Source organism: Achromobacter sp. LC458 (genome assembly GCF_001005835.2).
In the GTDB taxonomy this organism is placed as follows: Bacteria; Pseudomonadota; Gammaproteobacteria; order Burkholderiales; family Burkholderiaceae_B; genus Achromobacter; species Achromobacter spanius_B.
Genome location: NZ_LBHW02000010.1, coordinates 74,201 through 89,949, shown reverse-complemented (window position 1 = coordinate 89,949; position 15,749 = coordinate 74,201). Strand labels below are relative to the sequence as shown.

The following is a 15,749-nucleotide window of genomic DNA, read 5'->3' as shown; positions in this document are numbered from 1 at the left end:
GCGAAGATCCCTTCTAGGCCCGTCGAAAAACCGGGAGGACACCATGGCCAAGATGGTCCTGATTGAAGCCCATCCGCTACTGCGGTTGGGGTTGTGGCAGATACTTAGCAAGTTGGACGATGTGTGGGAAATCGAGGGTATGGGCTTGGCGGACTTGTCCAAGGCCGATGGCGCGCACGCTGGCGCCGATCTCTTGATCTATGGGTTGCCGGTGGATACCGATGAAGCCTGGAGCGCGCTGCACGAAATTCAGCGCGTTCTGACGCCCAAGCGGATTCTGCTGCTGACCGATGTGATGCCGTTGCCGATGCCGGTGCAAGGTTTGCCTGGCGCCAGCGTGTATGGCTGCTTGATGAAGACGGCTTCGGTCGAAATCCTGGAAGCCGCGATTCGCCTGGTCATGGCCGGCGGTCAGTGCTTCCCCAGCGAACAGGCAATGCAAGCGCCTGCCGCGACGGTCTGCGCGTTGCCGGCACGTGATGGCGACGACGCTTCCAGCAAGGGCTCCATGCCGGTCAGCGCCGGTGCGCAGCTGCTTCAGATCACGCCGCGTCAGTACGAAGTGCTGGTGTTGCTGGCTCGGGGGTATCCGATCAAGACGGTCAGCCGCATGCTGAACATCTCGGTCGCTACCGCAAAGACGCATGCTTGCACGCTTTATCAGCGTCTGCATGTCAAGAACAAGGGCGAAGCCGTCTACGCAGCGCTGCAACGCGGCGCAACCTTGGAATGGCATGAACCCAATGGCAGGGAATCGGACGCCGGGCAGATCTATGGGCGCAAGCTCGGCTAGCAAGAACGGGCGCGCCGCCTGCCCGGCAGCCAGGAACAGGTCTGTTCTGTTGCTGCCGGGGTCGCCCCACCATCCCGCCTAAGTCATACATCGCAGTTGCCGCGGCCCTTTCGGATGCGGCTTTCCTCCACCATTCATCCTCCTGAACGAGATTCAGCGAACGGTGCCGCTGATAGCATGGGTTGTGTCCGCAAGCATGGGTCGAGAGCGCGAACCACCACGCCTCGCCATCGCGATCCAATAGCGCGGACAAGATTCCCTTGGGGTTGGCGCCGCACAGAACCTGCCATCGCAGTGTGATGCGCCGACGTCATGGGAACCGTGCATGGGCCATGTGTCACAAGGTTCTCCCCGGGATGACAACCGTACTGATCGAAGACTACGCTCTGCTTCGCGTCGCGATCCAGCATGTGCTGGAGCGTGTACGGAACGCCGACGACATCCTGGCTATATCGCCAGCTCATTTACTTAACATGTCCAGTTCGATCAACCGCCCGGTCGAGTTGCTGGTGATCGGTTGCAGCGGCATTGCCGAACAGGACATGGGGCTTATCTCGCAGGCCATGGCCTTCTTCATGCCCAGGCTGGTGCTGGTGCTGTATTCCGTGCTGGACCCCGCCGTGATGGGGGCGTGTGCGCGGGCAGGCGTGGCGGGCTATCTGCCCAAGGCTTCCAGCCCCGACGCGCTGGCCGCTGCCGTGAGCCTGGTCGTGGCGGGCGGCGAATGCTATCCGCAACCGGCCGGGCGGCCCCAAGGCGTCGCCCAGGCGCCCATGCAGGAACTGCGTGAACTGACACAACGCCAGGAAGAGATTCTTCAGCTGTTGGTGCAAGGCAAGACCATGCGCGAGATCGGCCAGCATGTCGGCATATCCGTGGCGACGGTCAAGAGCCACGCGCGCACGTTGTACTGGAAGTTGAACGCGCGCAACCAGGCCGAGGCCGCCTACATCGCGGTGCAGATGGGCCTGGTGCGTAGCGGCGGCCCGCCGCCCACCCCGAAGAAGGATGTGCTGGGCTAAGGGGAAGGGGGGCGGTCTCTTACTCACCACGCCTGTCGGCCGGGGTTGCGCCCGGCCGATTGCTTTTGACTGCGGCCGGCAAGCGCAAAGCAAGCCAGGAGCCCGAAGGCAAAGGCAAAAGGCCAAGACCAAAACCAAATAAAAAACGGTAGAGATCCATCGATCTCTACCGTTCCTTCAACGCTTGAATCTCCCGCCCAGCCAGCCGCTACCGTTCGCCCTCGCGCGGGACGGCATCCACCGCTGCCGTTGCCGTTGCCGCCTCCGCTGCCCCCGGCGTTGCGCGCTTGCCCACCACCTTGGCGAATTCGCGTTCCGCCGCCGCCAGCACGGCATCCACGTGCAGGTGGTTCAACGCATACTGGCGCGCGGCGGCGCCCAGCGTTTCGCGGATCTGCGCGTTGTAGCTCAGCTTGCGCACCGCCTCGGCCATGGCCTCGGCGTCTTCGGGCGGCGTCAGCAGCCCGCAGCGCGCCACCACGCCGGCAAGCTCGGTGCCCGGCGCCGCGCCGCACACCACCGGGCGGCCGCTGGCCAGCATGCCGGTCAGCTTGGACGGCATCACCAGGTCGGCCGCGCCCGCGCGTTGCGGCAGCAGATGGATGTCGGCCGTGTTCAGCAACGCGCCCAGCCGATCGGCCGGCTGCAAGTCCAGGAAGCGTACGCGGGGCAAACCCTGGCACGCCGCTTCCAATGGCGCGCGCTCCGGTCCCTGACCGCAAAAGATGAACCACAGGCGGCTTTCGCGGCTCAGGCGCCGCGCCACGTCGGCCAGCGTCTGCAAGCCTTGCTTGCCGCCCATGTTGCCCGAATACAGCGCCACGATCGCATTGGCGGGTATGCCCAGTTGGGCACGGTAATCGCCACCCTCCGTGCGCGGCGTGATGGCGTTGACGTCGATCCAGTTGGGCAGCAGCACGGCGCGGTCGGGCTCGACACCCTTGGCGATGGCCAGGTCCAGCATGCGATTCGAAATGGTCGATACGCGGTCAAAGCGCCGCATCAGCCAGCGCTCGCCCCGCTTGACCAACGCGCGCAGGCCCGCTCCCTTGAGCAGGCCCAGTTCAAAGGCCGCGTCGACCTCGTAGTCCTGAATATGCAGCCACGCGCGCGCGCCGCACAGCCGCGCCGTGATCCATGCCGCGGGCGCGCAGAACAGCGCCGGTTCCACCACCAGGATCAGGTCCGGCCGGCCGGCTGCCGCGCGTAGCAGCGAGGGCAGGCTGGAGACCGCGAAGCTGGCCAGATGGATCAACCGCTTCAGGCCACCGGGGCGCGCGGGCACCCACAGCGGCGCGCGCCGCACGGTCACGCCGCGCCGCTCTTCTTTGCGATAGCGGCCGGCGCGGTAGCCGTCGTGCACCTGCCATTGCGGATAGTAGGGCGGGGCGGTCACCACGCTGACCTGGTGCCCGTGCGCGGCCAGCCACTCGGCCAGCTCGGCGCTGTACTTGCCGATGCCGGTCAGTTCGGGCGCGTAGTTGATCCCGTAGATCAGGATCTTCATGGCGCCGTCGCCATGCGTGGGCGCACCGGGCGGCAGGGGTTGCCATGGCACACCATCGCCGCCGGCATATTGCGAAACACGGAGCTGCGCGCGCCCACCACCGCTTCACGGCCGATGGTCACGCCCGGCCCCACGAAGACATCGGTGGCGACCCAGGCGCCGTCTTCCACGCGCACCGCGCGTTCGCGCAAGGGAAAGTCAGGCTGGCCGGCGTCGTGGTCCGCGGCGCACAGGTAGCTGCGCTGCGACACCACGGCGTGGGCGCCGATGTGGATAGGGCCCAGGCTGTACAGCACCGCGTCATCGCCGATCCAGGCGTAATCGCCAATCTGCACCTTCCACGGGTAGGTCACCGTGGCGGACGGGCGAATCAAAACCTTCTTGCCCACCTGCGCGCCAAAGCAGCGCAGCAGCCAGCGCCGAAAGCCATACGCCACCTGGGGCGACCATCGAAACAGCGTGGCCTGCACCGTCCACCACAGTTGCACCGTCAGCGCCGAGCGGCCGCGCTGGCCGGGGGCCAGCGCAAAGCGGTCCAATTGCTGAAGCGCGCTCATTTGGCGGCCCCCGGCACGGCGTCCGCCTGGGTTCCGTTGGCGCGCGCCAGACGGGCCTTTTGCAACTCTTCGGTCTTGATGCGGATCTGCCAGTAGTACATGGCACGCGCCACCGCGTAGTCATAGCCCGCCTTGCCGTCCAGAAAACCCAGGCGGAACACGTACGAATGCAGGAACGAGATGGGCGCCTTGAACGGCATGGCCTGGAAAATGCGCTTGAGCAACGCGCGCGCGCCCACGTTGGCCTCGCGCGGATCGTTCATCAGCCCCTTGGTGCGCAGGTTGGCTTCCCAATCCGAATAGCGGTTGTGCTTGTCGAAATAGTGGAACAGGGAATCGTGGTCGTTATGCACCATGCGCTGGCGCAGCGCAAAGGTCTCGCCTTTGACCTGCGGCTGGTAGTGGCCTTCCACTTCCCACATATGCGCCACGTCCAGGTCGTCGTAGTCCAGAAAGCGCGATTGGTCGCGCGCCAGCAGCGCCAGCTTGTAGACGCGGTGGCCGTGCACCAGCTTCTTGCCGCAGAACACGTAATCAAAAGGCACGAACGCGCCGCCCGCGCCCGCCGCGAAGCGTGGCAGCACCTCGCGAATTTCGGCGGCAAGCTGCGGCGTCATTTCTTCGTCCGCGTCCACGTACAACACCACCGGATGCAAGAAGGGCAGTTGCTCCAGGCACCACTGCTTTTTCTTCGGGTACTTGCCGTTCCACTGGAAATTGGACACGCGGGCGCCCAGGGCGGTGGCCATCGCGCAGGTGGCGTCGGTGCTGTTTGAGTCCACCACGAACACTTCATCAAACTCCACCAGCGCCTTCAGGCACTTGGCGATGTTGCGCTCTTCGTTCTTCGTCATGACAACCACGGATACCGGTATTTTCTGCATGATGCTGTCCTGTTCAGGGCGTGCCGCGTTGCATCAGCGGCTGGAATAGCGCGATGACGTTGCGGCAGTGCCGCTCTAGGGAAAAGGCGTCGGCGCGTTCGGGGCCTCGCGCGGCCAGTTGCTCGCGCATCTTGGCGTCGTAGGCCAGCCGGCGCACGGCGTCGGCCAAGGCTGCCGCGTCGCCCACCGGCACCAGCAGCCCGTAGCGCCCGGCGTCCAGAATCTCGGCGGGGCCGTGCGGACAGTCGGTGGAAATCACCGGCACGCCCAGGCACAAGGCTTCCACCAGCACGTTGCCGAAGCTCTCGCGGATGGACGTCAGCACAAAGGCGCCGGCGCTGGCGATGACGGGAAACGGATTGTCGATGTGGCCGGCCAGCGTGACCGGGCTGCGGGACGGGCGCTCGTCGATCCGCTTTTGCAGCGCGTCGTGTTCGGACCCTTCGCCCAGGATGGTGAAGGCGATGCCCGGGTCGTCCAGCAAGGCGGCCGCGTCCACCAGCGTGGCGTAGTCCTTCACGGCTTCCAGCCGGCCCACCGCCACCACGTGATAGGGCGCGGCAGCATCGCCTTGCGTGCGCTGCGCGCCTTGGCGGCGCACGTTGTCCAGCGGCACGCCGTTGTAGATGGTGTGGACCTTGCCGCGCAGCGGCGGAAACATGCTGACCAAATCTTCCTTGACGCCGCGCGACACGCCCACCACCGCGTCGTGGCGCCGATACGTCTGGCTGACCAGCCAGCATTTCAGCCGCCGCATGCGCGAGGCGCCGTAGTGGATGGCCGGGCTGCTGTGCTCGAATGCCACGGTGCGAAACGTGCCGCCCAGTATCTTGCGGGCCAGCACCACCAGCATGTTGCACAGCAGCCCGTGCGAACACACGATGGCCGGCTTGTCGCGGCGGATCTGCGCCAACAGGCGCATAAAGGCTACGGGCAGCATCAGCCGCAGCTTGGTGGGCGATTCAATGATGGGCAGGGCGCGCGTCACCTTCGGGTTGGCGACGGGGTATTCGCGGTTGCGCGAACGCAGCAGGAACAGGCCCGAATCAACGCCCTGTTCCGGCAGAGCATCCACGATGAAGGCAACGCATCTACCGACGCCGCCGTGCAAGTCTGGCGCGACAAACAAGACATCAGGCATGAGGAATCACTCGAGGTGGCGTCCGGCGCACGGCATCCGGACGGTGGCTGGGGGATAGCGGCGCACGGGGCGCGTCCGCGCGGGGCACGGGCATGATCTGCGCATTGCGCATCAACGACAGGCAATAGCACAACAGGAAGCCGGTGAACGCGGTCTTGGGCGCGTAGGCCAGCCCACCGGACAGTGAATCGATGAAGATGTAGATGGGCGCCGTGGCCAGCAGGTAGCGCCGGTGCATTTCCAGGCCGGGGTGCGCGTATCGCCGCAACAGCGTCAGCAGCAATATCAGCAAGGGCGGAAGCATGATCATGATGGTGCCGACCACGCCGAACTTCATTAGGTAAAAGGCCCAGGAGTTATGCGCGAACGTGCTCAGTTCGAAGCCGTTTTCGCCCATGACCCAACTGCGAAAGCCCGCGCCCTTGCCAAACACGGGGCTTTCGGCAAAGTAGTCCATCTGCCCCTGCATTTCCTGGATGCGCGCGCCGTAGCTGGAATCTTCGTCCAGCTTTTCCACGCTGAAGATGCGGTTGCTCAGCACGTCCAGGTAGCCGATGCTGGCAAACACCAGCACGCCCGCGACGGCGGCGGGGGCAAAGATCAGCACCGCGCGCCGGCGCAGCTCGGGGCCGGTGCCCAGCAGCACAGCAATCACCACCGATATCGCCAGTTGCAGGTACTGGCTGCGGTTCAGCGAAAACACCAGCGCCAGCAGCATGTACAGCGTCAACGCGTAGGCCTTGGGTCCGGACACGTTCAAGGTGCGCCGGAACGTCAGCAGCGACACCACGCCAAACGGAATGGCCCACACGCCCAGCCGCACGTTGCGCAGCGGGTTCGACACGCTGAACCCCTGCAATTGTTCCAGCAGCATCAGCGTGGCCACCGCCAGGCAGGCCGCCACGATGTACTTCTGCAACACCGCGTAGGCGGCCGGGCTGTCGATGTCCTTGTAGCAAAGGAACGGCGTGCACAAGAAGTAGAAGACGATGCGCAGGTCGCGCGCCACGTCGCCGGTTTCAATGCCGGGGTGGTGCATCGACACCAGCAGCAGATAGATCACCGACATGGCCTGCAAGCCCAGCAGCGCGCCAAGCAGGCCGCGCGGCAGGGCGTAGGCGCTGGGCTCGGCCAGCCGCAGCGCCTTGACGGCCAGCATGGCCACGAACAGCACATCGAAGGGCGACAGCTTGAAGCTGCCCACGCCCAGGATGAAGCGGTCGTCGTTCAGGGCCAGCGCGGTGAAGGCGAACAGGCCCAGCAGGTGCAAAGTGGATAAGCGGCGGTGCGGGCTCATGTCGGCGTCGTCCTAGTGCGCGGCCCAGTCGTCGCGTCCGAAGATCTTGGTGGTCAGCTTTTCGAACAGGTACGACAAGTCGCCCTGGCGCGCGTGCGCGGCCACCTTGGAGGCGCGGCATGACAGTTCGAACAGCTTGCCCAGGCCCGGTTCGGTGCGCCGGATGCGCGTGACGATCTGCTCGCGTTCTTCCAGCAGCACGTCCTGCATCAGCGCGGTCTTGGTTTCGTCATGCGCGGTGTAGACGCCCAGCGCATCGGGCACGATCAGGTTCTTGCCTTCGCGCAGCAGCCGGCTCCACAGCTCCAGGTCCATGCAGTAGCGCATGCTTTCCTGCAACAGCCCGTATTTGCGCAGCAGGTCGCGGCGGAAGATGGCCGACTGGTTGGGTATGGACGCCTTGACTACCGTCAGCGTGCCGCGATTGACGGGCGTGTAGTGGATCTTGCGAAAGATGTGGTTGTTGGCGTCGGCCACGAACAGGTTGCCGCTGACGATCGGCGCGCGGCCCCGCGCGGCCGCTGCGCCCAGCTTGCGCAAGGCGCCGGGGAAATACAGGTCATCGGAATTCTGCCAGCCGACATAGTCGCCCGTGGCGCGTTCAAAGCCCTTGTTGATGGCATGGGACTGGCCGCGGTCCGGGGTGCTTTCCCAGTACGTCAGGTAGCGCTCGTACTTGCGGATGATGTCCACGCTGCCATCGGTCGAGCCGCCGTCGATGATGATGTATTCCAGACGCGGATAGCCCTGGTTCAGCACCGACAGGATGGTGCGCTCCAGGAACTTGGCCTGGTTGTACGAGGGGGTCACGATGGTCACCTTGGGCAACAGGCCGCCGGCGATCGGCGCGGGCGGGCGCAGCTCGCGGACGAAGTCGATGAGCTGACGTGAATACTCGTTATGACGCTTGCGCATGTAAGACCTCAGCATGTAGGTGTTATCGGGTGGCCGCTGGCAACGCGCCCGGAAATTCGGGGCGGGATTGACGGATGGCGAGGGCCACGCCGGCCAGCGTGATCGCCGCATACGCCATGCGGCCCCACGCCGCGGCGTGTTCGCCCGCCGCGTGCACCAGGCCCGCCATGACACACAGCATCGCCAGTCCGCCCAACCCGTTCAGGATGGCGACGGCGCGGGAATTGCCCAGCCCCAGCAAAGAAAAGTGGGCCGCGGCGTTCAGCGACAGCAGCCCGGAGGCCACGATCAACAATTGGAAAGTGCCCAGATGACCGGCCGCCACGTTGTCGCCTAGCAGCAGGTTCAACAAGGGATGGCTCACGGCCAGCACGGCCAGCGTGGCGGTGGCGGACAGCACCAGGTTCCATCCCATCATGCGGCGAATCTCGCGTTCGACGGCGCCCGCGTAGGGCGGCGACACCGACAAGCGCGTCACGCGCGGCATGGCCTTCTGGAAGATGGCCACCGAAGCGGTATGGATGATCTGGCCAACCTGCACGCCCACCGTGTAGATGGCCAGCGCGGCCGGCCCCATCATGCTGCCCACCAGCACGCGGTCGACCGAGCCGAAGGCCAGCGCGCTAAGGCTGTTCAGCCATGACCAGCGTGAAAACTTGAAGGCGTCCATCATGGCGCCCCGATCGCGCACCGGCCGCACCAGCACATGGCCGTAGGTGCGCGAGAACACGCGCATCTTCACGCTGCCCGCCACCAGCAGCCCCAGCGCCTGCGCCAGGCCGGTGTAGGTGGGCGACGCGGTCATCCAGGCGGTGGCGCAGGCCAGCGCCATGGTGCCGCTGCGGCTGAAAACCTCGCACAGCGCGGTGGCGCGAAAGTCCTCTCGGCCTTTCAGGCAGCCCGAAAACAATTGGTCGTATTGCTGCGTCAGGTAGATGGCCAGCGCCGGCAAGGCCAGCAGCGTGACCGCCACGCCGCCGAACGTGGCGGCGGGCCAGGCCAGCCCCACCACGGCCCAGAGCAACACGGCCGCCAGCGTCACCACGCCCAGCGCGCAGCCGATCAGCGACATGCTGACCCCCGCCGCGCGATAGGCGCCGCCGGGTTCGTGCATCCGCTCGGACACCAGCTTGGTGGCGGTCACGGCCGCGCCCAGGTTGGCGGCGTTGCCGAAGCCGGCCAGCGCGATGATCATCGAGTACTGGCCGAAGCCCACCGTGCCCAACTGCCGAAACAGGAGGGGCAGGGCGATCAGCGCCGCGACCGGGCCGATGCCGTATTCCACCAGCCCCCAGAAGGAGGCGTTGCCGGCGATGTGTTTCCTGACGAATCCAAACATCGGGGAAGCCTGTGGTGAGTGCTGGCGTGGCCGTCAGGCCACGGGCAGCGCCGATTGGGATTGATCCGCGCGTTCACGCAGGAAGTGCTGGTAGGCCAGCGCGATGCCTTCGGTCAACGACACGGCGGGTTGCCAGCCCAGCGCCGACACGCGCGACGAATCCATCAGCTTGCGCGGCGTGCCGTCGGGCTTGCCGGTGTCGTAGACGATGCGGCCTTGGTAGCCGACCACACGCGCCACCAGCGCGGCCAGGTCCGCGATGCTGATGTCCTTGCCCGCGCCGATGTTGTAGATGCCCTCGGCGTCGGGGTGTTCCATCAGCATCACGCTGGCTTTGGCCAGATCGTCCACGTACAGGAACTCGCGCAGCGGCGTGCCCGTGCCCCAGATCGTCACGCTGTCCTGACCGGCTTCGCGGCCTTCATGGAACTTGCGGATCAGCGCGGGCAGCACATGGCTGCTGTGCAGGTCGTAGTTGTCGTGCGGGCCATACAGGTTGGTTGGCATGGCGCAGATAAAGCGCGCGCCATATTCCCGTTGGTAGGCTTCGCACAACTTCAGTCCGGCGATCTTGGCGATGGCGTAGGGCTCGTTGGTGGCTTCCAGCGGGCCGGTCAGCAAGGCGTCTTCGCGGATCGGCTGGGGCGCCTCGCGCGGGTAGATGCAGGACGAACCCAGGAACAACAACTTGCGCACGCCGGCCGCATACGCGGCGCGGATGACGTTGCACTGGATCATCAGGTTCTTGTACAGAAAGTCGACCGGATGATTCTGGTTGGCCAGGATGCCGCCGACCTTGGCGGCGGCCAGGTACACCACATCGACCGGCGTGGTCGAGAAAAAGCGGTGCACCTGATTCTGGTTTTCCAGGTCCAGCTCGGCCCGGCTGCGGGTCAGCACGTTGGGGTAGCCGCGGCGTTGCAGTTCGCGGGTGATCGCCGCGCCCACCATGCCGCGATGGCCCGCCACGAACACGCGTTGGTCCAGGTTCGTCATGGCGCGCTACTCCTTGTAGGCGTAGATTTCGTAGCCGTTCTGCTCGACCAGCGCATCGCGGCGCGCGTCCTTCAGGTCGGCTTCCACCATTTCCTTGACCAGCTCCGCGAACGTGGTGCGCGGCGACCAGCCCAGCTTTTCGCGCGCCTTGGTGGGGTCGCCCAGCAGGGTTTCCACTTCGGTCGGGCGGAAGTAGCGCGGGTCGACCCGCACGATGACCTGGCCGGGCTTGACGTCGTGTACCGGCGAGAACAGCACGGTGGCCGTTTCTTCCAGGCCTTCGCCTTCCCATGCCAAGAGGATGCCCAGCTCGCGCGCCGCCGTATTGATGAATTCGCGCACGCTGTATTGCAAGCCGGTGGCGATGACGTAGTCCTCGGGCGTGTCCTGTTGCAGCATCAGCCATTGCATTTCGACGTAGTCACGCGCATGGCCCCAGTCGCGCAGCGCGGACAGGTTGCCCAGGTACAGGCATTCCTGCAAACCCAGCACGATGCGGGCCAGGCCGCGCGTGATCTTGCGCGTTACGAACGTTTCGCCGCGCTTGGGCGATTCGTGGTTGAACAGGATGCCGTTGCAGGCGTACATCCCATAGGCTTCGCGGTAGTTCACGCTGATCCAATAGGCGTAGAGCTTGGCGGCGGCGTACGGGCTGCGCGGGTAGAAGGGGGTGGTTTCCTTCTGCGGCGTTTCCTGCACCAGGCCATACAGCTCGGAGGTGGACGCCTGGTAGAAGCGCGCCTTGTTCTCCAGCTTCAGGATGCGGATGGCTTCCAGAAGGCGCAGGGTACCCAGGCCGTCGGCGTTGGCGGTGTACTCCGGCTCTTCGAACGAGACGCCCACATGGCTTTGTGCGGCCAGGTTATAGATTTCGTCCGGCTGCACCGATTGCACGATGCGGATCAGGCTGCAAGAGTCGGTCATGTCGCCGTGATGCAGCACGAAGTTGCGCGGCTTGTCATGCGGATCTTGGTACAGATGGTCGATGCGGGCGGTGTTGAACAGCGAAGCGCGCCGCTTGATGCCATGGACTTCATAGCCCTTGGCCAACAGAAACTCGGCCAGATAGGCCCCGTCTTGTCCGGTAACGCCGGTAATGAGTGCCCGTTTTGGCATGGTTGTATCCTTAAGACTTAGTGACTGCACGAAAGGAGCCGAAGGCTGCGGAACCAATGTGCAATGAGATTACTGTTGCACCCGCCGCCAAGATATCGGCCAAAAGGTCTAAGAGTTCAGCCTGTCGGTAGGGAAAAAAGGATTGGATTGATTCATCCAGCGCACCCAGCGCGGTGACGGCAAGCATGGCCACCAGGGCAGGGCGCCGGTTGACCGACAGGTAGATCAATCCCGTCAATACGGCGTAGGCCACAAGATGCAGGCGCTTGTCCCCAAAGGCATCGGACATCTCGGCGGCCAGCCCGGGCAGGTTCCCCACGGTGATCAACACCAGGAAGAACAGCCCCGCGACCGGCAGGCAAAGCCGGGCTACGCCAGGTCGCCAGAAGGGTTCCCCGTCCAATAGGCCCGCACCCCCGCCGCCGGGCCGCCCCAAGGCGGGGGTAACCCCCTCGGGGGGCAGCGCGGGCCCGGAGGGCCTGGCGCGTGGGGGCAACCCTGCGCCGCCGGGCCGCCCCAAGGCGGGGGTAGCCCCCTCGGGGGGCAGCGCGGGCCCGGAGGGCCTGGCGCGTGGGGGCTCCCTAAACTCGGCCATACATATCCTGGAAACGCACGATGTCGTCCTCGCCCAGATACGCGCCTGACTGCACTTCGATGATTTCCAGGGGGATCTTTCCCGGGTTTTCCAGGCTGTGGGTTTCGCCCAGCGGGATGTACGTCGACTGGTTTTCCGTCAGCAGGTACTGCTTGTCGCCGTTGTAGATCCGCGCCGTGCCCGACACCACGATCCAGTGTTCCGCCCGGTGGTGATGCATCTGCGACGACAGCCTGGCGCCCGGTTTCACGGTGATCCGCTTGACCTGGTAACGCGGCCCGTGGCCCACCGAGTCATACGACCCCCACGGGCGCTGCACCTCGCGGTGATGGTTCAGCTCCGACCGATGCTGCGTCTTGAAGATCTCGACCAGGCGCTTGACGTCTTGCGAGCGCGACTTGTGCGCGACCAGCACCGCGTCGGCGGTTTCGATCACCACAATGTCATCCAGCCCCACGGACGCCACCAGCCGGCTGGTCGAGTGGATCAGGCAATTGCGCGAATCCTCCACCATGACGTCGCCCGTGGTGGAATTGCCTTCGACCGTCTTCTGGGCGATGCCCCAGACCGCGTCCCACGCGCCCACGTCGCTCCAGGACGCCGCCAGCGGAATCACCACCGCGCTGTCGGTGCGTTCCATGATGGCGTAGTCCATCGAATCGCTGGGGCACGCTTCGAACGACGGCCCATCCAGATGAAACAGGCCAGCCTCGCCATGGCCGGTGGCCACCGCCGCCTGCACCTGTTCCAGCATCTTGGGCGCCAGCCGCGCCATCTCGGACAGGAACACCGACGCCTGGAACGCGAACATGCCGCTGTTCCAGTAATACCCGCCGTCATCGATCAGCCGCTGCGCGACTTCGGGCGACGGCTTTTCCACAAAGCGCCGCACGCGCCGCGCCGGCGCCATCACGCCGGGTTCGTCCGACTGGATGTAGCCATAGCCGCTAAGCGGCGCGGTGGGCGTGATGCCGAACGTGACCAGCGCGCCCTGGCGTGCCGCCTCGTACGCCTGCGCAAAGGCTTGCCGTAGCACGTCGCCGTCTTCCAGCACATGGTCGGACGGCATGATCAGCATGATCGGGTCTTCGCCGTCGCGCATGGCGCGCAGCGTGGCGGCGGCAATCGCCGGCGCGGTGTTGCGTGCAAAGGGCTCCAGGATCACTTCCGCGTCCTTGATGCCCAGCTCCTGCGCTTGCTCGGCGGCAATGTACTGGTGCGCGTCGTTGCAGACCAGCATCGGCTTGGCCTGCGCGCCGGCGGACCCAAGCCGCAGCAGCGTGTTCTGCAACAGGCTGCGCGAATCGGTCAAACGGATGAACTGCTTGGGCAGCAGTTCGCGCGACAGCGGCCACAGGCGCGAGCCGGAACCGCCGCAAAGGATGACAGCCCGGTAGGCGGGAGGGGGATTCGTCATGGCGCTCACTCCTTGAAGTAGGCCTGGGTGTACGGATGCACGCCGGGATCGGCGGCGATCTCTTCCGCTTGCAGCCAGCGGTAGCCATGGTGCTGGCCGCGCGGAAGGGTTGCGGTATCCAACGAAAGCTCGGCCTCATACGCGAGGACGACATAGTGGGTGGAGCGTCCCGCTTCACCCGCGAAATTGGTGCCATAGAAGTGCTCGTACACGCCGCGCGGCGTCCACGATTCGGGGGCAATGGCCAGCCCCAGTTCTTCACGCGCGATACGGTCCAGCGCGGCGCGCAGCGGTTCGTTCTTGCGGATGCGTCCGCCCGGCACGAACCAGGCGCCACGCGCCGGCGGGTTGGTGCGCAACCCCGTCAAGTAGCGTCCGGCGCCGTCGCGCAACAACAGGTCGATGGACACCAGCGGCAGCATCTCCACCGCCTGGCGGAAGTCGGCGCGCGGCAGCACGCTGGTGGATGCCGCATGTGCCGTCATGGCCGTCGGCACGGGCACGGGCGCGTCGGGCCATCCCAATGGACTAGTAGACATTTCGGCCCGTCCATCCCGACACGGCCGTGCGGGCGATGATCAGCAGGTCCATCCGGAACGTCCAGTGCTGGATGTAATAGATGTCGTGCTCGACGCGGTCGCTCATCTTGCGCAGCGTGTCCGTCTGCCCACGAAAGCCATTGACCTGCGCCCACCCCGTGATGCCGGGCTTGACGCGGTGGCGCATCATGTAGCGCTGCACCAGGTCCTTGTACATTTCGTTGTGCTCCAGCGCGTGCGGGCGCGGGCCGACCACCGACATATCGCCCATCAGCACATTCAGGAACTGCGGCAGCTCGTCCAGGCTGGTACGCCGCAGGAAGCCGCCGATGCGGGTAATGCGCGTATCGTTGCGCGTGGCCTGCGTGACCGTGCCGTGTTCCTGGTGCACCGTCATCGTGCGGAACTTGTAGACGTGGAACACCTTGCCGTCCACGCCCAGGCGAGGTTGCGTAAAGAACACAGGCCCGCGCGAGGTCAGCTTGATGGCCAGCGCAATCGACAGCATCAGCGGCGCCAGGCCGATCAGCGCGCAGAACGCAAAGCCGCGGTCGAATACTTCTTTCGCCCAACCGCGCACGCCGGCGGCGGGCAGGCTGTTCAGCTGGATGGCGGGCAGGCCCAGGAATTCGCCGATGCGATGGCCCAGCAGCTGGATCGACATCACATCCGGAATCCAGCGGATATCCACCAAGTCGTTGCGCAGGTGGTACAGCACTTCGCGCAATTCCTGGCCCGCCTCCATCGGAAGAACGATCCAGATCTCGCGCACATTGTTTTCGTGCACGAAGGAATGCAGGTTGTCCAGATCGTGCAAGCGGCGCACTTGCGGCGGCAGGCTTTCGTGCGGCTCGGCGTAGATGCCCGCGACTTCATAGCCCGCGCCCCGGTAGCGTTCAACGCGGCGCCACAGGTCATGGCCCAGCGCGCCGAACCCCACCAGCAACACGTTCTTCTTGTTCATCCCGCGATCGCGCGCGGCGCCCAGCGCGGCGTAGACCGCGATACGTACGCCGGCCAGCGTCAGCGCCGCCATGCCGAACCAGGTAGCCGCCCACATGCGCGATATCGCGGCGGTCTGATGCATGAGAAAACTGACAAGGATGCCCAGCGCAAACACCGTGGCCCACGCAGCCAGGCTGCGCACGACCAGATCGGTCAATAGCCGCCCGCGCCATGACACATACAGGCGGAATGCGGGGAACAGGGCGATCACGCCCAAGCCGCACAGATAGATCAGGAATAGATGAATTTGCGGAGGGTCCGCCATTGCATCTTCCGAGAACTTCAAACCGGTGGCAGTCAGGCCGCAGGTGATCACGATCGCGGCATCGAGCAGGCGGTACAGATAGCTTGCTCCGCTGAATCTTGCCGATGTGTCCGAGTGGGACGGGTCCATCGCGCACTCCTGTTCGTGGGGAGTCTTCTTGCGGCGAAGAAAAAAACGATGCACTGCCGCAAAACATGTGGCTACCGACGAAATCTTATTGAGTGCGGGGCGTACCCGAAACCTCCAAACGATGTAGGAGAAGGCTTAGGACATCCGTCGAATGTGCGGGGCTTCGAAAAGAGAGTGGAATGTCGCAACCCGTTACGCATCGGGCTCCATTCCAAGCAACGAAGTCATTCAC

Annotated in this window: 15 protein-coding genes; 2 read left to right on the top strand and 13 right to left on the bottom strand. The window is 65.1% G+C overall.

Annotation, left to right across the window (positions count from 1 at the left end):
* Positions 1 to 43: 43 nt before the first annotated feature.
* Positions 44 to 793, top strand: coding sequence for a response regulator transcription factor (locus tag YH64_RS10970; protein WP_046804124.1), 750 nt, complete (start codon positions 44 to 46; stop codon positions 791 to 793).
* 356 nt (positions 794 to 1,149) lie between these two features.
* Positions 1,150 to 1,815, top strand: a complete 666-nt coding sequence (locus YH64_RS10965; RefSeq protein ID WP_046804123.1) for a response regulator transcription factor — start codon at positions 1,150 to 1,152, stop codon at positions 1,813 to 1,815.
* 208 nt (positions 1,816 to 2,023) lie between these two features.
* Here YH64_RS10965 and YH64_RS10960 read toward each other — a convergent pair whose 3' ends face one another.
* From YH64_RS10960 to YH64_RS10900, 13 genes are all read right to left on the bottom strand, one after another.
* Positions 2,024 to 3,322, bottom strand: a complete 1,299-nt coding sequence (locus YH64_RS10960; RefSeq protein ID WP_046804122.1) for a glycosyltransferase WbuB — start codon at positions 3,320 to 3,322, stop codon at positions 2,024 to 2,026.
* Positions 3,319 to 3,879, bottom strand: a complete 561-nt coding sequence (locus YH64_RS10955) for a putative colanic acid biosynthesis acetyltransferase (protein WP_046804121.1) — start codon at positions 3,877 to 3,879, stop codon at positions 3,319 to 3,321. Before YH64_RS10955 ends, YH64_RS10960 begins: the two co-directional genes overlap by 4 nt.
* Complete coding sequence (locus YH64_RS10950) at positions 3,876 to 4,763, bottom strand: glycosyltransferase family 2 protein (protein WP_046804120.1); 888 nt, start codon at positions 4,761 to 4,763, stop codon at positions 3,876 to 3,878. The genes YH64_RS10955 and YH64_RS10950 overlap by 4 nt, the downstream gene beginning before the upstream one ends.
* A 13-nt stretch (positions 4,764 to 4,776) precedes the next feature.
* A complete protein-coding gene (locus YH64_RS10945; RefSeq protein ID WP_046804119.1) occupies positions 4,777 to 5,904 on the bottom strand; it encodes a glycosyltransferase in 1,128 nt (375 codons plus the stop codon).
* A complete protein-coding gene (locus tag YH64_RS10940) occupies positions 5,897 to 7,201 on the bottom strand; it encodes an O-antigen ligase family protein (protein ID WP_046804118.1) in 1,305 nt (434 codons plus the stop codon). Before YH64_RS10940 ends, YH64_RS10945 begins: the two co-directional genes overlap by 8 nt.
* Positions 7,202 to 7,213: 12 nt before the next feature.
* Positions 7,214 to 8,116 carry a glycosyltransferase family 2 protein gene (locus tag YH64_RS10935; protein ID WP_046804117.1) on the bottom strand — a complete coding sequence of 301 codons (903 nt, stop codon included), beginning with the start codon at positions 8,114 to 8,116 and terminating at the stop codon, positions 7,214 to 7,216.
* Positions 8,117 to 8,138: 22 nt separating this feature from the next.
* Entirely contained in the window at positions 8,139 to 9,455 is a 1,317-nt protein-coding gene (locus YH64_RS10930; protein WP_046804116.1) for an oligosaccharide flippase family protein, read from the bottom strand.
* 33 nt (positions 9,456 to 9,488) lie between these two features.
* The gene (locus tag YH64_RS10925; protein WP_046804115.1) at positions 9,489 to 10,451 is read right to left on the bottom strand and encodes a GDP-L-fucose synthase; all 963 of its coding nucleotides are present in this window, start codon (positions 10,449 to 10,451) and stop codon (positions 9,489 to 9,491) included.
* Between the two features lie 6 nt (positions 10,452 to 10,457).
* Positions 10,458 to 11,567, bottom strand: a complete 1,110-nt coding sequence (gene gmd / locus YH64_RS10920; RefSeq protein WP_046804114.1) for a GDP-mannose 4,6-dehydratase — start codon at positions 11,565 to 11,567, stop codon at positions 10,458 to 10,460.
* Between the two features lie 10 nt (positions 11,568 to 11,577).
* On the bottom strand, positions 11,578 to 11,970 hold the full coding sequence (locus tag YH64_RS10915; protein WP_046804196.1) for a VanZ family protein: 393 nt from the start codon (positions 11,968 to 11,970) through the stop codon (positions 11,578 to 11,580).
* Between the two features lie 178 nt (positions 11,971 to 12,148).
* Positions 12,149 to 13,579 carry a mannose-1-phosphate guanylyltransferase/mannose-6-phosphate isomerase gene (locus YH64_RS10910; protein ID WP_046804113.1) on the bottom strand — a complete coding sequence of 477 codons (1,431 nt, stop codon included), beginning with the start codon at positions 13,577 to 13,579 and terminating at the stop codon, positions 12,149 to 12,151.
* A gap of 5 nt (positions 13,580 to 13,584) precedes the next feature.
* Positions 13,585 to 14,037: a GDP-mannose mannosyl hydrolase gene (locus YH64_RS10905; protein ID WP_046804195.1), complete on the bottom strand. Its 453-nt coding sequence runs from the start codon at positions 14,035 to 14,037 to the stop codon at positions 13,585 to 13,587.
* A 70-nt stretch (positions 14,038 to 14,107) separates the two neighbouring features.
* The gene (locus YH64_RS10900) at positions 14,108 to 15,517 is read right to left on the bottom strand and encodes an undecaprenyl-phosphate glucose phosphotransferase (RefSeq protein WP_046804112.1); all 1,410 of its coding nucleotides are present in this window, start codon (positions 15,515 to 15,517) and stop codon (positions 14,108 to 14,110) included.
* Positions 15,518 to 15,749 lie beyond the last annotated feature (232 nt).

Coding starts and splice junctions, on each gene's coding strand:
- YH64_RS10970 (WP_046804124.1), top strand. CDS start 44: ATGGCCAAGATGGTCCTGATTGAAGCCCATCCGCTACTGCGGTTGGGG.
- YH64_RS10965 (WP_046804123.1), top strand. CDS start 1,150: ATGACAACCGTACTGATCGAAGACTACGCTCTGCTTCGCGTCGCGATC.
- YH64_RS10960 (WP_046804122.1), bottom strand. CDS start 3,322: ATGAAGATCCTGATCTACGGGATCAACTACGCGCCCGAACTGACCGGC.
- YH64_RS10955 (WP_046804121.1), bottom strand. CDS start 3,879: ATGAGCGCGCTTCAGCAATTGGACCGCTTTGCGCTGGCCCCCGGCCAG.
- YH64_RS10950 (WP_046804120.1), bottom strand. CDS start 4,763: ATGCAGAAAATACCGGTATCCGTGGTTGTCATGACGAAGAACGAAGAG.
- YH64_RS10945 (WP_046804119.1), bottom strand. CDS start 5,904: ATGCCTGATGTCTTGTTTGTCGCGCCAGACTTGCACGGCGGCGTCGGT.
- YH64_RS10940 (WP_046804118.1), bottom strand. CDS start 7,201: ATGAGCCCGCACCGCCGCTTATCCACTTTGCACCTGCTGGGCCTGTTC.
- YH64_RS10935 (WP_046804117.1), bottom strand. CDS start 8,116: ATGCGCAAGCGTCATAACGAGTATTCACGTCAGCTCATCGACTTCGTC.
- YH64_RS10930 (WP_046804116.1), bottom strand. CDS start 9,455: ATGTTTGGATTCGTCAGGAAACACATCGCCGGCAACGCCTCCTTCTGG.
- YH64_RS10925 (WP_046804115.1), bottom strand. CDS start 10,451: ATGACGAACCTGGACCAACGCGTGTTCGTGGCGGGCCATCGCGGCATG.
- gmd (WP_046804114.1), bottom strand. CDS start 11,567: ATGCCAAAACGGGCACTCATTACCGGCGTTACCGGACAAGACGGGGCC.
- YH64_RS10910 (WP_046804113.1), bottom strand. CDS start 13,579: ATGACGAATCCCCCTCCCGCCTACCGGGCTGTCATCCTTTGCGGCGGT.
- YH64_RS10900 (WP_046804112.1), bottom strand. CDS start 15,517: ATGGACCCGTCCCACTCGGACACATCGGCAAGATTCAGCGGAGCAAGC.